The sequence below is a fragment of the Thermococcus thioreducens genome (assembly GCF_002214545.1).
Classification (GTDB): Archaea; Methanobacteriota_B; Thermococci; order Thermococcales; family Thermococcaceae; genus Thermococcus; species Thermococcus thioreducens.
Map to the genome: position 1 here is coordinate 224,967 of NZ_CP015105.1, position 18,705 is coordinate 243,671.

An 18,705-nucleotide genomic window follows, 5' to 3' on the forward strand; every position below is an offset into this window, starting at 1 on the left:
AGGGGTTTAAAAGTTCACTGCTCGGCGCTGAGCTTCATGTCCACAACCACCCTGTCGGTCTGGCACGCGTTGCCCGCTTTTTCCGAAAACTTCATGATCATGCTGATCCTCAGAACCTCACCCTCCTTGAGCGGCTTGTCACTGAGGCCTATTCCCTCACCGCTGAGCTCCCTCAGGCTCTTGCCTTTTACCGAGTCAACAGTCCACGAATCGTCCCCGAGGTAAACCTTCAGCTCCTTCACAATGAGGTATTCGCTGAGCTCGCCCACATCGGTCGTGTTGTCAACGGCCTTTTCCGCTGGGCTCATGGAGCCGTCCTCAAGGTCGCTGACGTGGAGAACCATCGTCAGCCGGGAAACATCGGTGTCGCCGCGGTTTTTGATGTAGAATGTGAGTGTCCTCTCATCGCCCGGTTTGAGATTTGAGAACTCGAAGAGCTTAAGGTCGTTGTAGAACCTGCTTCCGTCCCTGCTTATGGCTATGTCGAACTTCCCGGAGCTTATCTCGTTGTTCTGAGAGAGGGCGACGTCTGTGAAGAACGACTTCGCTGGCCCGGCCAGCACCAGCAGGGCCGCGAGAATGCCAGCTGCTACAATCCATGCACGTTTCATCGACACCACCTTATATAGTATTTTCGGAGGGATTACACAAGTGGAGCTTATAAAATTTTCTCTTAAAATGGTAAGAATGGACTCACGGTCTGACGTTCACGTTGAGTTTTAGGGACTGGATTGTGCCGTTTATGGCTTCGATGATGAGGTTTTTGGCGTCCGTTTCGGCGTAGTTTCCATCGGGAGGTGCCGGGGGAAGTTCTGGCTGGGTGCCCTTGAAGAGGAGGAACCAGACCTGCCACCTGCCGGGCTTATCGATGCTGAAGGTGTAGTTGGTCTCGAACTGCGGCGTCCAGTTCCCCTCTATGTTGACGGGGACGTTAGGCAGGGTTACGTTGAACCAGCCGGGCATGGGGTACATCTCGTGGATCACCGTTGTGTTCGTGGTGTTGTCCCAGGTGAGGTTGACGAGCCATACTTGGACGTAATAGGTCACGTTCCTGTGCTCATGGTTGACTATGCCGATTATGACCGTCCCGTTTTCTCCCGCAAAGAGGTCGGTTGGGTAGTCAGCTGCTTTTCCTTCTGGCCCGAGGATGTAGAACTCGGTGAAGGCTTCACCTGGCTTTGGGTGCGTTATGACATAGGCGAGGGTTCCGATGGAGGTTATTATGGCGATTATCAGAATAACCGTCAGTGCTTTGTCGAGTTTGCTTGATTCCTCCCATTCGAGCTCTTCCTTTATTTTTTCAACCGTTGTCCACGGAATCCATGGCTCTATTGCGTTCTCCCTGCGGTAGATCGCTACAACCGCGAATATCAGGTTGAAAACCGTCAGGCTGACGAGTATTGGGATGAGCCTTATCCCCCAGGGGGTGTAGTTTAATGCTAAGCCTATGAGTGGGACTATGGCTATGCTGAGGCCGAAGCTTAAAGCTAACCTTTCAAGGTTGTCCAGCTCCTTCCTTTCGGGGAACAGGGCAGTTATGAAGACGTAGCCAGGGAAGAACAGGACGAAAGCTAAACCGAGGGCTTTTCTCAGAATGCTCTCCGGATACAGCCATATCAGGAGGTCAAGGACCACCGAGAGTCCGATGATCATCAGTAAATCCCAGTACCTCCAGAGGCCCTTTGGTTCATCCACCGCTCAGCACCTCGTAGACCTTTTTCGTCACTATTATAGCGAATATTATCAGGAGGAGCTCCACCATTGGTTTGAGGTTTTCCTTCTGCTCCCTGCTCATGAAGAGGCCGCCAACTTCCATGGCTATAAGCAGGCCTATTAGCGTAAGGGTTAGGAAGACGTCGACGCCCTTGACGGTAAGAGCTGAGCCCAGAACCCAGATTGAGAGGAAGAGCAGTATGTAATCCTCTACATCCACTCTTCAACGCCCCCGAGCCTTTCAACCTCTATCTCGATCCCGTAGTCCTTTTCCTCGACTCTCCGGGTGTAGAGCACTTCCCCAGTGGCCCTGGCCAGTGCGAGGAGGATGGAGGAGCATACAGGGCACGCTATCTTTTCACATATTTCGGGGCTGCACTCCACATCCGGCTGGATGACAACGCGGAAGCCGTTCTCCAGTCCCTCTATATAGACCCTGCTGGCGAGTCCCAGGGCCTTCAGCACAGCCCCGGCGGCCGACTCAACGGTGCCGGGACCGCTCCCTCTGAGGGGGTATTCAAGGTGTTCCTCATACCTCTTCAGGAGGTCCAGGCCAATGGGCCCGAGGAAGAGCCCCATGGCCCTGTCGTTAGGGACATCCGTCAGGAAGACCGTTTCGGTGTCCAGCCTCGCAAGGTCTAGCTCGAATCTCTCGTGGAGGGGCACAAAAATACCCCCCTCTGGTAGGTTCTCAAAGGGGGGTATGTACACAGCGTTGCCCTCTAAGTGAAGGTTCCTCACGAATGACTCGAAGAACCTTTCGTAGGAGCCCGTCACGTACCTGAGGGCGTCACGCTTAACGTAGGAGGAGGGTTTAAAAGTAAGGATAACGGCCCCCAGGAACATGCCGGCTACCCCGAGGTTGATGTGGTTCGAAAGAGCGTTCAGGAAGCCGTGGAGGGCCAGGACCCCCCCTGAGACCACTAGGGCTCCTCCGATGATGTCCTTCGTCTCCATCCCTTTCCCCACGCTCACAACAACCATTAACCTTAAAAGATTTGTCTTATGATGAGTTGTTGATTGAAATGGGGAAGCGAATCGCTCTAATGGTGGTGCTCATACTGCTTCTCGGCCTTCCTGCAGTTGCGGGTGAAGGCTCCAACTATTACTCCGCTAGGCCTGATGAGTACGGGACTTACGTTTACTTCAGCTCAATGCTATGGGAATTCTCCTCCGTTTTGGATGGGGTTCTGAACGGCGAGAACGGCACGGTTGAGAGCGCCCTTGAGCTGTACGCCCTCGCGAACACAACCTACGAGACCCTGGTGCTCTACTCCGGGGCGGGTATCGATGAGAGGCCCCTTGAGCTGGTTCCCTACTTCCTCTCCCTGGGCTCGGCTGCCTTTGAGGTGGCCTCTGGGGAGGCTTCCTTCAGGGCGAGCTTTTCAGAGGGGGAGTACGCGGCTGCACGGGCCGCCCTCGTGCGTATGAAGAGGGGACTGAGGGAGTCCCGTGATGCTCTGAGTGCCATATCAAAGATAACCCTTAAAGGGAAGAACGGTACGGTGCTGACCTTTAACACTGCGGATCTCTATCCGAAGCTCGATGCCCTTGAGGCCCTTGCCGGCAGGTATGAGGAGCTCCTTGATCAGGTCCAGGTCCCCGAAAACTTCACCCTCTTCATTTCCAACCCCTCCCCCATGGCCCTGGAAAACGTTACCTTCTACGGCTTTACCCTCGGCCTGAGGGATATTCACGTGGTCGTCTCGGGAGAGAACCTGGCCGCTAACGTCACCAGCGGCACTTTCCATCTGGATTACTCCTTCCCGAGGCCCGGAACTTACAAAGCTTATGCCGTTGGCTTCAACGGCACTTTTGAGGTCATTTCAAACGTCCTCACGATCAACGTGAGCGGCGTGCCCACGAAGCTTTTGGTTACCGCGATCTCTGACGGTGGGGTCTTGGTCGAGGGCCACCTCGTGGACTACTTTGGAAGGGCCCTTCCGTGGAAGAGGGTCATCCTTACGGCGGACAGCTCCACGTACTACGGCATAACCGACGAAAACGGGAGCGTCAGGTTCTTCATCGCCAACGTCTCCGGGACCGTTAACGCTACCGTCCTCTTCCCGGGTGACGGGATACACCTCCCGACAAGCGCTGGCTTGGTGTTGACACCCCCTCTGAGAAGGCCCGCGATACGGCTGTTCCATGATGGGAGCCGAGTCAGGGCAGGAGAGGAGGTGGTAATACGGGGTAAGGTTGATAGCACCTACCCGCTGCCCCTCACAATCTATGTGGACGGGAAGGGGTATTCCACACTCGTGGCAAAAGGGGAGTTCACATTCACCCTCAGCTTTTCCCCCGGGAGGCACGAGGTCTACGCGTACTTCGCCGGGAGTGAAACCCTGGCACCGTCATCGTCCAACGTTCTGACCCTGGAGGCAGCCCCTGTGGACTACACAAGGAGGTTCCTTCTTTTCGTGTTCCTTCTCCTTCTGGCCTTCACCGCCTACAGGTTCACAGCCAGAAGACGGGTTGGAGGGGTGCCTTCCTCACAGGTACCTGAAGCACCAGCGTTCCCACCTATTGGGGAGGAAGGAGAGGAAAGACCGGATATTGGAAAGGCTTACCGCACCGTCTACGGCCTCCTGAAGAGGCTGTACGACCTTCCTGGGTCCACAACTCCCCGTGAGCTGGTGTCCGCCTTAAGGCATGAGCCCTTCGCGGAGCACCTTAAAATCCTCACCCGCCTCCATGAGGTTACAGTTTACGGTAAGAAAAAGTTCGGGCTCCGTGAAGTCCTCCGTGCGGTCAAGCATGCCTCGCTCATTATAGTGGGAGTTTTCGTGAGGGATGAGCTGTGAACAGGGTCGTGTACGGCATACTCCTGGTCGTCGGCGTGGGGCTCCTGGTTATGCCCCTATCGGTTCCGGTCTTCAAGAGCGACGCCGCCTACAGCGTGCTCAACACCAACTGGAACGGTCTTTCCAGCTTCGGGAAGCTCCTCTACTCCACCGGAGAAATAACCCCGCTCCTTGCTCCCTACGACTCCTCGGGTTTGGAGAACTTCAAGGGCACGCTCGTGGTCGTTGGGCCGAACCTCGACTTCTCGGGGGGTGAGATAGACTCCCTGAGGAGGTTCCTTGAAAATGGCAATACTTTACTCCTTGCCGACGACTTTGGGACGGGCAACCAGGTGCTTGAGGGCCTCGGGCTCAGGGTGAGGTTCTCGAAAATCCCCCTAACCAGCCTGACATATTCCAAGAACTCGGACTTCCCCCTCACGGTTGATATCCGCGATGCGGAGCTTGCCGGGGGCGTTATGAGGCTGGTGATGAGCAGACCCTCGGCAGTCCTCAACGCCGGGAACTCCACGGTTCTTGTGTACTCCAGCAACGCCTCGATGCTTGGAAAGGAGTACGGTGCATTCCCCCTGGTTGTGGAAGTTCCTTACGGGAAGGGACGGATAATTCTCGTCTCCGACCCTGATATCTTCACCAACTCCCTCTTCCGGGAGAACGAGGCCTTTCTGAGGAACCTTGTTTCTTCCCTCCCTGAAAAGACCTTCTACATAGACGAGGCCCACCATGCGGACTTCAACCCCTACTCCTCGGGGACGATGGTCATAAGGCGGGCGGTCAACAGGGAGCTCGTCTTCTACTACGTCCTCTTTATAGCCCTGCTGGCACTGGCGGTCGAAAGCGGCCTCACCGGATGGCTTATGCACCGCTTCGCTCTCCTCCTCATGAGGCTTTTCCCTGGGGAGGGGGAGCCGGTTGAAGAGGTCGTGAAGAGGCTTGAGGAGAGGGGCCTCGACGGGGATAAGTTAAAAACCATCCTCCGGGAAATAGAGACCGGTTCAAAACTGGGTGGTGCCCATGGACGGTAAGGAATTCATGGAGAGGCTGAGGAAAGAGATAAGTAAGGCAGTCGTTGGAAAGGACGACGTGATAGAGCTGCTGACGGTGGCCCTTCTCTCCGAGGGGCACGTGCTCATAGAGGGAATTCCTGGAGTGGCAAAAACGACTATAGCCAAGGCCTTTGCGAACGCCATAGGGCTGAGCTTCTCCCGCGTACAGCTCACCCCCGACCTCCTGCCCGCTGACATAATCGGCGTTGTCTACTACGACCAGAAGACCGGCCAGTGGAGGACCAAGAAGGGTCCGATATTCGCCAACATTGTTCTGGCCGACGAGGTCAACAGGGCCCAGCCCAAGACTCAGAGCGCGCTCCTTGAGGCAATGCAGGAGAGGCAGGTCACCATAGAGGGCACCACCCATACGCTGCCCGAGCCCTTCCTCGTCATAGCAACCATGAACCCGCTGGAGCACGAGGGAGTGTACGTCCTCCCCGAGGCCCAGCTGGACAGGTTCCTCCTCAAGATAGAGATAGGCTTCCCAGACAGGGAAGAGGAGATATCCCTCCTCAAGAGAAAGAGCCTCGGGGAGTTCTACGATGTCGAGCCGATAGTGACCCACGAGGAGCTCATAGGGCTTATAGGCGAGGTAAAGAGGGTTAAAGTCAGCGACGAGGTCATAGAGTACATATACTCCCTGGTATCCGCCACAAGGGCGGATGAGAGGCTTCTCTTCGGCGCATCGCCCAGGGCAGGAGAGCACCTGCTCTTCGCTTCCAAAGCAGCAGCTTTTCTTGACGGCAGGGACTACGTCATACCTGACGACGTTAAGAAGGTCGCGGTCCCGGTGCTCGTCCACAGGCTCCTCCTGAAGGCGGAGTACGAACTTGAGGGGATCAGGGTGAGGGACGTCATCCTCGACGTCCTCAGGGAGACTGAAATCCCGGTGTAGCCGATGAAGCGCGAAGACCTGTTGATCCTTCTATCGTTCCTCCTCGTCCTTGAGGGCTACCTCGGGGGGAACGTGGCCCCGGCCCTGCTGGGGGTCTTCCTCCTCCTGTACCTCTACGGACTCAGGCTGGTAACCAGGATTGGGGTCTCGGGCGAGAGGGCCATCGAGGGCACAAAGCTTGAGGAGGGGAAGGCTGTAACCGCCGCCCTGAGGCTCAGGAACACCGGGGGAGACGTCTTCGTTAGGGTGCGCGAGGAAACCCCCGGCTTTGAGGCCGAACCCGTCGAGATTTTCCTCGGTTCCGGGGAGGAGAAGACCGTCACATACTCCATCGTCCCCAGGGCGAAGGGGAGGTTCACGCTAAGGCCCCCGAGGGCCATCGCCCTTGATCCGAGGGGCCTGTACGTGGAGGAGTTCGTCCTTGGAGAAGGGTTGGGGGTTCTGGTTCGTCCGAGCATTGAGGGCATAAGGGACGCGGTGAGGGCCGACCACAACCTCCGCCTCGCCGAGGCCTACAGGAAGGGGGCCTTCCTCGGGACAGAGAGCCTGGAGATAAAGGACCTGAGGGAGTACCAGCACGGGGACGACTTCAAGAGGATAGACTGGAAGGCAACAGCCAGGCTCGGCGAGCTGGTTGTGAAGGACTTCCTGCGGGAGGAGAACGCGGACGTCTACATATTCCTCGACAACACCTCCGAGATGCGGAAGGGCATAAAAAGGGCAAAGATAGACTACGCCTCGACCCTTGCCCTGCAGCTTGCGGCCAACCTCGTTAGCAGGTTCCGGGTCGGCATGGTCATCTACGACGATGCCCGTGCAGAACTCCTCCCGCCCGGAAAGGGCCCGTCCCAGGTGGAGGCCATCAGGGAGAGGCTCTCAATCAGGGGAAAGGGCGGGGCTATGAGCATGCGCTTTGAGTTTGACATCCGGATGGGCGAAAAGGCCAGGGAGTTCCTCGGCAAGGTTCTGCCCCTGAGGAAGGGCAGGAAGGGCCCCACTGGGGTCTTTGAAGGGCTGTCCCTGGTAAAGAACCCGTCGTACATAATATTCATAACCGACCTCAGCAACCCGCGGGAGCTCTACCGGGCCATAGCGACTGCCGTTAGGGCCCACAGGGTCATGGTGCTCTCCCCCAACCCCGTGCTTTTCTACTCCGGGAGGCTGGACGAGAAGACCCTTGAGAGGCTCTACAGGGCTTACGTTGAGAGGGAGAACCTCCTGAGGAAGTTCAACCTCCTGGCGCCTACGATAGACCTCGGCCCGAGCGACTACCTAAGGGAAATCATGAAACTGGAGGGGTGGGGGAGATGATAGGGGTAATATCCGCGGTGATTGCGGGCCTGATGACCGGGAGCCGTGTCCTCCTCCTCGCCCCACTGGTCTACATAGTCTCCATGAAAAATCGCGACGCTGGGCTGGTGGCGTACTTCCTCTTCGCCCTCTACACCGGCGGAGAAGTCTTCTCGTCAGGCCTGTACACCTACGATGGCCTGGTCACCGCCCTGGTCTACGCCTCCTCCATGGTGCTCCTCCTCGACGACTCCCTCCTCGGGAGGAGAATATCGAGGCTTGAGCTCTTCGTTGTTCCGTTCCTGATTGCTGGCATCTTCTTCCCGGAGGCCTTCATAGCCGGAAGCGTTTTCTACTTCGCGGTGAGGTTCAGGATAGACACTAGGGTTGCCGGTGTTATTGGTGCCATGCTCCTCCTGTTCACAGCGGCGAGGGGCTATCTGGACGTCCCGGGGGGCGCTTCCAACCAGGCCGTCGTATTGGCAGGTTTCGCCCTGTTCCTGGCCGTCATAACGACCCTCAGGGGAAATCTTAAAAAGGTTGATCTGTTTAGGGAGTGATGAAAAGGGAGTTGTTGCGTTACCTGCGTGTCCTCTGCGCTGTGTATCCCCCCAAATTGTAACGGTGAGTTCCATGCGGACGCTGATACTCATCCCGGCCTACAACGAGGAGCTGACGGTTGGTTCGGTCGTTGCCTTAGCCAGGAAGTACGGGGACGTTTTAGTCGTTGACGACGGCTCAGCCGATAGAACCTCAGAGATAGCCCAGAAAGCCGGGGCGGTCGTGATAAGGCATTCAGTCAACAGGGGCAAGGGTGCGGCACTCAAAACGGGCTTCGAGTACGCTTTGAGCCGTGAGTATGAGATTGTTGTTACGCTTGACGCAGATGGCCAGCACAATCCCGACGAGATACCCCTCCTCATGAAGCCCATAATCAGGGGCGAGGCGGATCTCGTGATAGGGTCGAGGTATTTGAACGGAAGCAAAAAGGAAATCCCCGTCTACAGACGGCTGGGGCTGTGGGTGCTGAACAAAAGCACCAAAGTGGCCTCGAACGTTGATGTCGATTCGCAGAGCGGCTTCAGGGCGCTGAACAGGAGGGCCCTTGAGAGGTTGGACTTAAACAGTGATGGCTACTCAATAGAGACGGACATGATAGTGAAGGCGAGCGAGAGGGGGATTAAACTCATGGAGGTGCCGATAAGCGTCCGCTACGATGTCCCAAACAGGCACAAGAAGAACCCCCTTACTCATGGTCTTGGCGTGCTGGCGAGCATTATCGGGCTTATAGGGTACAGGAGGCCTCTGCTGCTGTTTGGGGTTTTGAGTCTGATATCATTCATCACCGCAGGCATCCTCGGGTATATGGCGCTGAAGCCATATTATCAGGGGGGTAATGTTTATCTGACCCAGGCCATAGGCGCCGGCATCTTCGTGATCATCGGGATTCAGCTGTTCATTGCGGGGCTGACGCTGAACGTCTTAGCGAGGATGGTGAAAGGGGGGCAAACTAATGAATAACCCTCTAGTTTCTGTTATAATTACGGCATTTTCAGAAAACCGTGTCAAGGATATATTAGATATTATTCATGCTTTAAAGTCTCAAACCTACAAAAGCTTAGAAATTATTATTGTAGTAGATCGAAAAGAAAGTACGTATAAAAAACTAATTAAGATAGTTGGAGATAAAGTTTCTAAAGTTATTTTACATAAAGAACCTCCAGGACTATCTGGAGCCAGGAATACAGGTGTTTTATATTCAACAGGAGAGATAGTTGCTTTTTTGGATGATGATGCTATACCTGACCTACGTTGGATAGAAGAAATTGTTAATGCATTTAATAATTACAAAGAGGAGGATATAGTAGCTGTTGGAGGGCCTATATATCCATTATGGCTCACTAAAAAACCATCATGGCTTCCAGAAGAGCTGTACTGGACAATAGGTTGTACCTATAAAGGTTTTAAAAATGAAGAGAGGTTTGTTGAGAGATTATTTGGATCAAATATGGCATTCAAAAAGAACATTTTTGATACTATAGGGAAATTTAATCCAAATTTTGGAAGAGTAGATAATAAGCAATTGGTTGGGGAGGAAACTGAATTATTTTTTAGAATAGCCTCAAGGGGATATAAAGTCCTATATACACCAAGAGCTATTGTGTATCATAAAATTTTCCCATATAGAGCCAAATTTACATATGTTCTCCAGAGAGGATTTAATTACGGAAAATCGATAGTAATTGCAAAAAGGTATCACCGAACCTTCAATAATCAAGATATTTACATGAGAAGATACCTCATAAAAGTATCGATTCCCGAAAGATTAATCAACATTTTAAAATTTAAAAATCCAAGGTCTGGCTTGGAACAATTAGGAGTTTTAATAGCAACAGGTGTCGTAATAATCGTGGGCATGGTTATTGGAGCATTGACTATAAACAGCACAAGGTGGAAAGATAATGAACATGTCAAGTAAACACATTGTGATGCTCTCATTTATTATTTCAATAGTACTGGCAACACTTTCCCTTATTTCTTTGTACCGTCAAGAAGTAACTTTCAAAGAAATGGGGCTTCTTCCTACGCTACTTGAAACAGGTGCTGGCATAGTATATCTTCTTTCCCTGTTAATTTTTACAATAAATATTATCTTAAATATACTTTTGATACAATCTAAATTCATATTTTTAGTTCAGATGTTTTATACTGCATTTTTACTTTTTTCACTTCCTGTGTACATAGAACCTCTTCCTAGATTTCGATATACTTATTTTGCATACTCATTCTCAGATTTTATACTTAAAACGGGAACAATAGATTCAAATCGCATATTTTATCATAATTGGCCATCGTTCTCTATTTTGGGAGCATATTTGTATCTAATAGGATTACCAACCAAATCTGATCAATTCAATTTTCTAAGGATATACCCACTAATAATAACTTTAATATATATGGGTTTTGTCTACTTGATATTTTTAAAAATAGAAGGAAAAGGCTATAAAAAGTACATAGCAGTCTTGCTTTTCCCTATGCTGAACTGGATTAATCAGAGCTATTTTTCCCCTCAATCATTAGGGTTTTTGCTATGGTTGTTAATGTATTATTTATTATTAGCAAATATAAATTCTCCCAAAGAAATATATTTTGCTCTTATGCTTGTATTAATCGGATTGATAACAACTCATTTCCTGTCCTCATTAGTTGCAGGCGGATTTTTATTATTACTATTCATAATGATGAATACTAGACGGATACCAAGAATTATAAACATCAAGCACAGAACTTTTATTATATTTGTATTACTATTTGTTTCTTGGAGCATATATTTTTCATATGATTACCTAAGAGAAAATATACATAAAATAGTAGATAACTTTCAAGTTTTCTTAAAATTGGGACTATCATCATACTTTTACTTTTTCCATGGCACTCTTGCAAGAGCTCAGGGAGACTATAGTCACGTACTTGTAGCTAAAGCCATGATCATTTTTGCAATACTTTCCGTAATTTTAGCCATTTTTGGATTTATTCAACGAATTAGATATAATAAAAAATTGGAAACTACTGATATATTATTTACTTTAGCTGAAATAAGTATCTTAACATCAGTTATTGTAGTTGGGTCATACGGAAATGAACTACTAATCAGAGTCTTTTTATTTTCAATACCAGCATTTGTGTATTATATCTCAGAACTAAGTGCAAGTCATCTTAAGGTGCTTTTAATAATCTTTCTGTTGATCTCGCCGTTTCTACACATATTTGTTCATTATGGCAATGAGAGATATGACCATGTAACTCTTTCAGAAATTCAGGGTATATTCTTCATAGAAAACAAGTTTAGCAACTCAAATGATTCAATAGTCATAAAAAAAGGAAGCCCTATTGTAAGAATGTTATACATTCTGAAAAATTATAAACCAAGCGCTGCTACTACTGCCCTTTTAATTTTTGATAAGGGATTTTATGAATTAGCTAAAATGTACGGTGAAGAAGAACAATATTATAATGAACGAAAAAAGTGCATGATACTCGGAAAGATTATTTATGCCTCTCGTGATTTCCTGCTTTGCATTGACAAAACTAAAGGAGTGATAAAGTATGAGGAAAGTATTAGTGATAGGATTTGATGGAGCAGACTGGAAGACTATTTGGAATTGGGCAAACAGTGGGAAACTTCCAAATTTTAAGCGTCTAATAGATCTAGGAGCGTTTGGCCCTTTAGAAAGCACAATTCCTCCAGTAACACCTCCAGCATGGACCTCAATGGTAACAGGAAAAAATCCTGGAAATCATGGAATATACAGCTTTGCTAGAATAATAAAAACTGAAAATGGTTGGAAAAAATTAATATATACTTCAAGAAATAAAAAATCAAAAGAACTATGGGATTATATAGATAGAACTCTTGTTATTAATGTCCCATTTACATATCCTCCTCGAAGAATAAATGGAATCATGGTTACTGGCATGCTCACTCCTTCCTTAGATTCTGAGTTTACTTATCCACCAGAATTCAGAAATGAATTATTAGAACAAATTCCAGATTATATCATTGAGCTTGACTGGAGTAAATATGTGGGAAAAGAAAAAGAGTTTATTACCCACTTATATAAAATGACAAAAAAGAGAATTGAGTTATTTTGGTATCTTTTTGATAATAAGCCTTGGAGGTTAATGTTTTTTGTATTTATAGGTCCAGATAGAATTCAGCACATATTATGGGGAACAAGGGAGATGGAAGAGTACTGGAAATATTTGGATGGTTTTCTTGGTGAAGTTCTCGAGAAAATAGACCATGAAACACTACTATTTATAGTTTCTGACCATGGCTTTGGCAAAATAGAAAAGACTATAAACTTAAGTTTAGTTCTTGCTAAATTAGGACTAATCAAAGAAAGAGGTAGTAGCATCTCAAGTGTCACAAAGTGGCTAATTAACTTTGCAAAAAAAACGGGATTGCTTATATATTTTGCCAAGCTTTATGGCTTGTTACCAGAATTCATAAAGAGAAAAATATTAGAGAGTTCAAGAACTCAAGTTGAATTAATTAACCCAGACGTAATGTATGAGTGCGAAGGAGCATTTGCGGCAGTTTATCTCAAAAGAAAAGATAAAAGAATCATTAGCAAGCTTAAACAAGAACTATATTCACTAAAAGATCCATATACTAATGAGAAAGTGATAGCTAAGGTTTATGAAAAAAGTGAAATATACTTTGGGAAATGCTTAGATAGTGCTCCAGATTTAATAATACTGCCCAAGGAGGGCTACACATTAAAAAATTACGGAGATCTTATAGACGTTGCATATTTCCAAAATGGAGATCACAGGCTGTATGGAATATTCTTTGCTTATGGTTCTGGAATTAAAAGAAGATACAAAATAAAAAATGCAAAAATTTATGATATCGCCCCAACAATTCTCCATATCTTTGGCTTGCCAATTCCAAACGATATGGATGGTAGAGTTTTAATAGAAATTTTTGAAGAAGATAGCGAATTCACCAGAAAAAAGCCAAAATACGTTAATTCAAGTTACTATGAGAAAAAATACGAAGATGAAAAACTAAAAAAAGCAATTCAAAAACTAAAAATAAAAGGCAAATTCTAAACAAACTTTCTTAAAGTTCTTTTTATTATTTTTAACTCAATCCTCAACTTTTTTTCTATTGCCAAAAATAATTCAACATCCTCTTTATCTACACTTCTACTTAATAAACTCAAAAATAAGTAAACTAGCAGGAAAATGACTAAAATTAAAATTTCATACCATATATTTGAGACTCTCAAATGGATGGTTTGGATAATTCCAAGTAAAACAAAACTAATAACTAACAGCTTTGCATAATTCCAGCTAAACGGGTGGATTTTTGTCCTCTTGTAGAGCCAAAACGATCTAAATACGTTAGCGACAAAATATGAAACAGCAGTTGACATAGCAGCACCCTCAATCCCATAGAGAGGAATTAAAATAACATTCAAGACTATATTAGTTATAGCAGCAAATAAATCTCCAACCATATTAAATACTGTCTCACCAATTATGATTAAACTCCAACCATTTGGTCCCATGAGGGTATGGCACATGAAACCTAAAGCTAAAATTCTTAAAGCAGAACTTGCCTCAGCATATTTCGTTCCAAAGAAGAAGTTTATAGTAGTCCTTGGAAAAAGGAACACTATGCTGAAAAGCGGCAGAGTGAGAACAAAAATCCATTTTGTAAGGAGTTGATAAACCCTACCAATCTCCTCAATTCTTCCCTGAGCGTAAAGCTGAGACGCTATGGGGACATAAATAAATCCAGCAGATATTAAAAATATTTGAATCAGCTTAGCCAATGGTGAGGCAGCATTGTAAAGCCCTACGGCCTCCGATGAGCTATAATAACCGAGCATTAGCGTATCAGTCCAATTCATGACAAAAATCAAAATTCCCATAAACAGCAAAGGAAGAGAAAAAACTACGAGCCCGCTCCCAATCTTTAAATTCAGTGAAATCCTAAACCCAAAAAGCCTAACTCTCCACACATCAAAAATTAACGCTAAAAGCGTAAAAGCTTGAGCGACAACGTAAACAAAGAACACGAAAGTAAATGGAAAGTTCAAGAAAGTTCCAACCAAAACAAGAACCAAAAACAGTGTGGGATAAATAATATTTTGAAAATAAACCTTTTCTCTAACCCTACCAAAGCCTTGGGAGATTGAAATTGTCACTCCAATTAAAGCCAAAAACGGCAACGCAAAAGCTATTATTTTCAAAGCGTAAGCTAACCTCATTTCATTAAAAATTTGAGCAATATCCTCTGCCCCAAGGATTAAAATTATCGTCCAAATTATACTATTCAGTGCTACAATTATCGAAGCTGTCGAAATCAAGTCACTAACTCTCGAAGGTTCCCTCTCTCTATAAAATGCAACTTCCCTAGGAAGGGAATTTTGAAAGCCTAGGGTAGCTATTACAAGAGCAATACTCAAAACAGTCAGGGATAGATTAAAAACACCATATTCTGAAGTTGAATAATGCCTCGCTATGATTGTTCTGCTTAAAAATTCAAAAAACAACCAAAATACAGTTCCAAAAGACACAATCCCCGTCCCCCTTGCGATTTTCTGCAAAGCCTGGCTTGTCTCATCCATGATGACTCACCTGAGGAGAATTTGCCTTCCTTTGCGATGTTCTTATTATTTTAGAGTATAAAAAAATGCCGCTCTTTGTCCAACTGCATTCCTAAAGTCCCTCGACACCAAAAGATGATGACTGCGGTCAGAGCCGAGAAGGGGAGGGCTAGGACTATGACCCTGAGCGCGCTGACCAGGCGCTCCTCGCGGAAGATCAAAGATATGTCCCCGGCCAGGAAGAATATCAGGAGGGCCGTTGTCACCGCACTCACCGCTGTTATGGCGATGGCCGTTGAAATCAACCTGTCAACCTTTTCCGGCATCTTCTCCCTGTAGAACGCGACCTCCCTGGGCAGAGCATTTTGAAAGCCGAGCGTGGCTATAACGAGCCCTATGCTCAGAACGGTCAAGGCCAAATTAAACACTCCATACTCGGCCTTCGAGAACTCCCTCGCTATTATCGCCCTGCTCAAAAACCCGAAGAACATTGAAATAACCGTCCCCGCAAATATTATCCCTGTGCCCCTTGCGATTTTGTGTAGGGCCTGAGTCGCATCGCTCATGAGTGTCACCCTTTTAATTATGATACCTTTATGAGCCCTTTATGATACCTTTGATTCCTTTATCACATAATAGGTACCTCTCCCTGTAACCCCAATTCTCTTTAAAATTCCTTTCTTAACAAGGTTATCCAATTCTCGGGAAGCTGTTGGCTTTGAAACTCCAAACAGCTCCTGATACTCCTTATTCCCAATCTTCCCTTTCTCCTTCACATAGAGCACGGCTTTAATCTGCCTCTCATTTAAACCGAGCTTCCTCAGGTACTCCTCTGTATAAATATCTTTCCTCAAAATAATAACGAAGCCTCCCGCCTCTTCCTTAAACTCAGGCTCGGGCAAACCGCTCTCTCTGCAAAGACGCACTATCTTAAACGTTCCTGTTCCCCACCTCTCGATCAGTCCGGCATAGTAGAAAACCTGGGCAATTTTAGGATTCCTAAGCCTGGAAGGGTGCATTTCCTTTTTCAGGTCTTCAAGGCTAATCCCCTCTGGTAGCTTCCCGGGGTTCCATATCCAGATGAAGTCATCAAAGATTTTAATCTGCACGTTGCTCGGGTCGGTGTAGTCCCTGTGAATCAGGGCGTTTATTATGGCCTCTCTAAGGGCATCCAAAGGATAATCCCAGATTTCCTTTCTCCTAAGTTCTCCCTCAAACTCATACCTAACTCCAATGTGGCCCATTATCACTTTCATGACTTCTTCAACCTGGGTAAAGAGATTCCCCCCAATCTCCTTGTCATCTATAATTGTTACTGGATCTTTAAAGCGTCCTATTCTCACCTTGGCCTGGATATAATACCTCTGTGGCTCTTTCCCAAAGAGCAGAAGAGCAGCGTTGGTTATCTCTCCATCTTCCAGAAGTCCCAGCTTATCGAGGATTGACTCAACGTCCTCGTTTTCATTGATGTACGGCAGCCTGTTCCTGGCCATATGGACAAACTTTCTGATAGTTTCCTCATCCAGATCTTTTAACGTTGCAGAAGATGGCAGAGAATCCCATGTGGCCCCAGATTTCTGAAGGAAGAACCTCTGCAAATCCTCCCAGCCCATCTCAACGGTCTGGGCACCGACCCTCCTGTAGTATCTCCCCCTGAAAGAAACTGGAACAGGGGATTGAGAAACTTCAATAATGACGACTTTCTTCCCATCAATCTCCTCAACCTTTATGGACGGGTTTATCCCGAGGTTGTGTCTTATTGACCTGGCTAAGCTGTCCAAGTTCCCAGAAAAGCCATAAATGTTTCCATCATCGCCAACACCGAGGAGCAGAATCCCACCGTCGGTGTTGGCAAATGCCGACAGCGTCTTATACACGGAATCATTCAGCTCCCGCTTAAACTCAATAGTTTCACTCTCTCCATTCTTAATCAGGTCTTTAACATCCATACAGCCCACCTAACATTTTGAGGGAGTAATTAGTTAATAAGCTTTCCAGCATAATGGAGAAAAAACAGCTCCGTCCCCTTGCAATCTTTTGTAAAGCCTGACTTGCCTCACTCATGGAGGTTCACCCTTCACTGTGATCTGCCAGCGTTTTTTGAGGACGTCCTCAAGTTCTTTTAATTTCCTCTCAAATAGCTTCTCCTCAAAGACTTTGAAGCCGACGTAGTCAGCCAGCATTACCCTAATGTCCTCCCGGTACTGACTTCCCTTTAAAATCTCATAAACTGAAGTCGGACGATAGCTTTTAGCCCTGTAGAGCTCGCTTAGAACGTCCTTCCTGAGATAGAAGTCCCCTCCGAGCCACGCATCTCTTTTCTTGTAGAAGCCCATTACAAGAGAGTAAACATCAATTACGTCCTTCCAGTGCTTGTCCCTCTTGTCGTCTGGATAATCCTCCGCATTGGTGTAGATGTCGAACTTTAAAGCCAGGACTGCCTCAGGAAAAGCCACGTCAACGTCCCCTTCAGCGATTGTATTTCTATTAAAATCACGAAATTCAAAGTGGACCTTCGAATAATACCGATTTCTGAAAATTAGCGAAGCGAATGGGGTATCAAAGCTGAGCCGAGAAGGCTTTTCGTCAAAGAGGAAATCAACCTTCACTTCATCCCTGACGATTAAGCTTTTGATAGGCTTTGCAAATCTGAAGGCCACACCTTGGAATCCAAGGTTCTTCATAACCTCCTTTATCTCTCAAAGCTTTCAGCCCTTGCGAGAAAGTCAATGTCGATTGACGGAACCCCGTTGTAGGCCAGAACGTTGTCTGCCCAGTAGTAAACACTCCAGCCCCCAATAAGGATGACCTTTCCCTTTAGCTCCTCAGCAATCTTGAACATTGCATTTATTGACTCCCTGATAACCTCGTTGTTATGGCTCCTCGAATCATAAACCTCAATAAATATGTCATCGGAAAGTTTGGGCCTTTTCATCCTTCTCACCTTTAATCGTGGAAACGATGGTCTCAAAAACATCGTCAAAGAACCTCGTATACGTCCCCTGAACGAGCATATCTGCTAAAATCATTCCCCAGCTTGGAATGTAATACCCGTTGAGTTCCTTCCGGATTTTGAAGTAGAAGTCATCGTAAATGTAAACCTTGAAGGGATAGCCTTCAGGATCTTTGAGCTCAAGGAGTCCCTCAAAGGTTTTTTCACTGGTGTAGAGAATTCCCCCTGCCGGGCTGATTACCTTGCCGAGCAGCCAGAGGGCGGAGTTTCCGGAGAAGAGAACAAGATCCCTCAGGTCGTAATCAGGGATAAGCTTCATGGTTACGGGGCTTAGAGAATTTAGTATTATCTCCTTGTCTTTTGCCCATCTGAATATCAGCCCTTTTCTGTCCAGAACCACCAGCTTCCCGCTTGGCGTTTTTGTTATATAATTTTCCCTCCGTAGAGTTCTGACAACCTGGAAAACATACTTATAGTTCATCCCGGTGACTCTGGAGATTTCGGGGATCGAGATTGGGCTGTGGTCAAAAAGCAGGCTGTAAACTTTTTCCCTGGAAGTAGGGGGCTTCACTTTCTCCACCGAATCTGCAATATCAACAAATGTTTAAAAGTCTTTTGTTGATATTGATGATAACAAAACGTGGGCAGTTTGGCTTGCACCGCTTAGGGGGTTCACCTTTTCAATTCATGGTCTTTCTTGAGCAAGACTGTCTAATTCCCTAAAAGCTGGTGGTTTTGAACTTTTTCACCTGGGCCGTCGATAATTCCAAGTCCTGTGAACGCAGGCAGCCTGAAAGGAGAAGGGCCTTCATGATCCTCTCCACATTAATGGCATCATCGAGCGTGAGTTCATGGCAGCTTCTAATGAAATGTTGAC

19 protein-coding genes are annotated in these 18,705 nt (G+C 47.3%); 9 read left to right on the forward strand and 10 right to left on the reverse strand.

The features are described 5' to 3' along the window. Positions 1 to 14: 14 nt before the first annotated feature. The 4 genes from A3L14_RS01075 to A3L14_RS01090 all read right to left on the reverse strand — a co-directional run bounded on the left by A3L14_RS01075 (position 15) and on the right by A3L14_RS01090 (position 2,697). On the reverse strand, positions 15 to 611 hold the full coding sequence (locus A3L14_RS01075; protein ID WP_055429896.1) for a TasA family protein: 597 nt from the start codon (positions 609 to 611) through the stop codon (positions 15 to 17). A gap of 82 nt (positions 612 to 693) precedes the next feature. Then, the gene (locus A3L14_RS01080) at positions 694 to 1,653 is read right to left on the reverse strand and encodes a DUF1616 domain-containing protein (protein ID WP_055429995.1); all 960 of its coding nucleotides are present in this window, start codon (positions 1,651 to 1,653) and stop codon (positions 694 to 696) included. A gap of 34 nt (positions 1,654 to 1,687) precedes the next feature. Next, the gene (locus tag A3L14_RS01085; protein WP_055429895.1) at positions 1,688 to 1,933 is read right to left on the reverse strand and encodes a hypothetical protein; all 246 of its coding nucleotides are present in this window, start codon (positions 1,931 to 1,933) and stop codon (positions 1,688 to 1,690) included. Then, a complete protein-coding gene (locus A3L14_RS01090) occupies positions 1,924 to 2,697 on the reverse strand; it encodes a hypothetical protein (protein ID WP_055429894.1) in 774 nt (257 codons plus the stop codon). The genes A3L14_RS01085 and A3L14_RS01090 overlap by 10 nt, the downstream gene beginning before the upstream one ends. A gap of 32 nt (positions 2,698 to 2,729) precedes the next feature. Between A3L14_RS01090 and A3L14_RS01095 the strand changes: the two genes are divergently transcribed. The 9 genes from A3L14_RS01095 to A3L14_RS01135 all read left to right on the forward strand — a co-directional run bounded on the left by A3L14_RS01095 (position 2,730) and on the right by A3L14_RS01135 (position 13,370). Beyond that, a complete protein-coding gene (locus A3L14_RS01095; RefSeq protein ID WP_143597795.1) occupies positions 2,730 to 4,517 on the forward strand; it encodes an Ig-like domain-containing protein in 1,788 nt (595 codons plus the stop codon). Further along, on the forward strand, positions 4,514 to 5,542 hold the full coding sequence (locus A3L14_RS01100) for a DUF4350 domain-containing protein (RefSeq protein WP_055429892.1): 1,029 nt from the start codon (positions 4,514 to 4,516) through the stop codon (positions 5,540 to 5,542). The genes A3L14_RS01095 and A3L14_RS01100 overlap by 4 nt, the downstream gene beginning before the upstream one ends. Beyond that, on the forward strand, positions 5,532 to 6,461 hold the full coding sequence (locus A3L14_RS01105) for an AAA family ATPase (protein ID WP_055429891.1): 930 nt from the start codon (positions 5,532 to 5,534) through the stop codon (positions 6,459 to 6,461). The genes A3L14_RS01100 and A3L14_RS01105 overlap by 11 nt, the downstream gene beginning before the upstream one ends. Positions 6,462 to 6,464: 3 nt before the next feature. Then, the gene (locus A3L14_RS01110) at positions 6,465 to 7,772 is read left to right on the forward strand and encodes a DUF58 domain-containing protein (protein WP_055429890.1); all 1,308 of its coding nucleotides are present in this window, start codon (positions 6,465 to 6,467) and stop codon (positions 7,770 to 7,772) included. After that, complete coding sequence (locus tag A3L14_RS01115; protein ID WP_055429889.1) at positions 7,769 to 8,311, forward strand: hypothetical protein; 543 nt, start codon at positions 7,769 to 7,771, stop codon at positions 8,309 to 8,311. Before A3L14_RS01110 ends, A3L14_RS01115 begins: the two co-directional genes overlap by 4 nt. A gap of 73 nt (positions 8,312 to 8,384) precedes the next feature. Continuing rightward, on the forward strand, positions 8,385 to 9,272 hold the full coding sequence (locus A3L14_RS01120; RefSeq protein WP_055429888.1) for a glycosyltransferase family 2 protein: 888 nt from the start codon (positions 8,385 to 8,387) through the stop codon (positions 9,270 to 9,272). Continuing rightward, complete coding sequence (locus tag A3L14_RS01125) at positions 9,265 to 10,230, forward strand: glycosyltransferase family 2 protein (RefSeq protein WP_055429887.1); 966 nt, start codon at positions 9,265 to 9,267, stop codon at positions 10,228 to 10,230. The genes A3L14_RS01120 and A3L14_RS01125 overlap by 8 nt, the downstream gene beginning before the upstream one ends. Beyond that, entirely contained in the window at positions 10,214 to 11,887 is a 1,674-nt protein-coding gene (locus A3L14_RS01130) for a hypothetical protein (protein ID WP_055429886.1), read from the forward strand. Before A3L14_RS01125 ends, A3L14_RS01130 begins: the two co-directional genes overlap by 17 nt. Continuing rightward, entirely contained in the window at positions 11,874 to 13,370 is a 1,497-nt protein-coding gene (locus A3L14_RS01135) for an alkaline phosphatase family protein (RefSeq protein WP_157726973.1), read from the forward strand. Before A3L14_RS01130 ends, A3L14_RS01135 begins: the two co-directional genes overlap by 14 nt. Here A3L14_RS01135 and A3L14_RS01140 read toward each other — a convergent pair. The 6 genes from A3L14_RS01140 to A3L14_RS01160 all read right to left on the reverse strand — a co-directional run bounded on the left by A3L14_RS01140 (position 13,367) and on the right by A3L14_RS01160 (position 18,408). Then, positions 13,367 to 14,896, reverse strand: a complete 1,530-nt coding sequence (locus A3L14_RS01140) for a flippase (RefSeq protein WP_055429884.1) — start codon at positions 14,894 to 14,896, stop codon at positions 13,367 to 13,369. The two genes, A3L14_RS01135 and A3L14_RS01140, sit on opposite strands and share 4 nt — an antisense overlap. Before the next feature lie 50 nt (positions 14,897 to 14,946). Further along, positions 14,947 to 15,441, reverse strand: coding sequence for an oligosaccharide flippase family protein (locus A3L14_RS01145; RefSeq protein ID WP_074631329.1), 495 nt, complete (start codon positions 15,439 to 15,441; stop codon positions 14,947 to 14,949). A gap of 39 nt (positions 15,442 to 15,480) precedes the next feature. Further along, positions 15,481 to 16,824 carry an AlbA family DNA-binding domain-containing protein gene (locus A3L14_RS01150; RefSeq protein WP_055429883.1) on the reverse strand — a complete coding sequence of 448 codons (1,344 nt, stop codon included), beginning with the start codon at positions 16,822 to 16,824 and terminating at the stop codon, positions 15,481 to 15,483. A gap of 111 nt (positions 16,825 to 16,935) precedes the next feature. Further along, positions 16,936 to 17,484, reverse strand: coding sequence for a hypothetical protein (locus tag A3L14_RS11885; protein WP_232473371.1), 549 nt, complete (start codon positions 17,482 to 17,484; stop codon positions 16,936 to 16,938). Positions 17,485 to 17,567: 83 nt separating this feature from the next. Further along, the gene (locus A3L14_RS11890; protein WP_232473373.1) at positions 17,568 to 17,810 is read right to left on the reverse strand and encodes a hypothetical protein; all 243 of its coding nucleotides are present in this window, start codon (positions 17,808 to 17,810) and stop codon (positions 17,568 to 17,570) included. Then, positions 17,785 to 18,408: a helix-turn-helix domain-containing protein gene (locus A3L14_RS01160; RefSeq protein WP_232473375.1), complete on the reverse strand. Its 624-nt coding sequence runs from the start codon at positions 18,406 to 18,408 to the stop codon at positions 17,785 to 17,787. The genes A3L14_RS11890 and A3L14_RS01160 overlap by 26 nt, the downstream gene beginning before the upstream one ends. Positions 18,409 to 18,705: the final 297 nt, after the last annotated feature.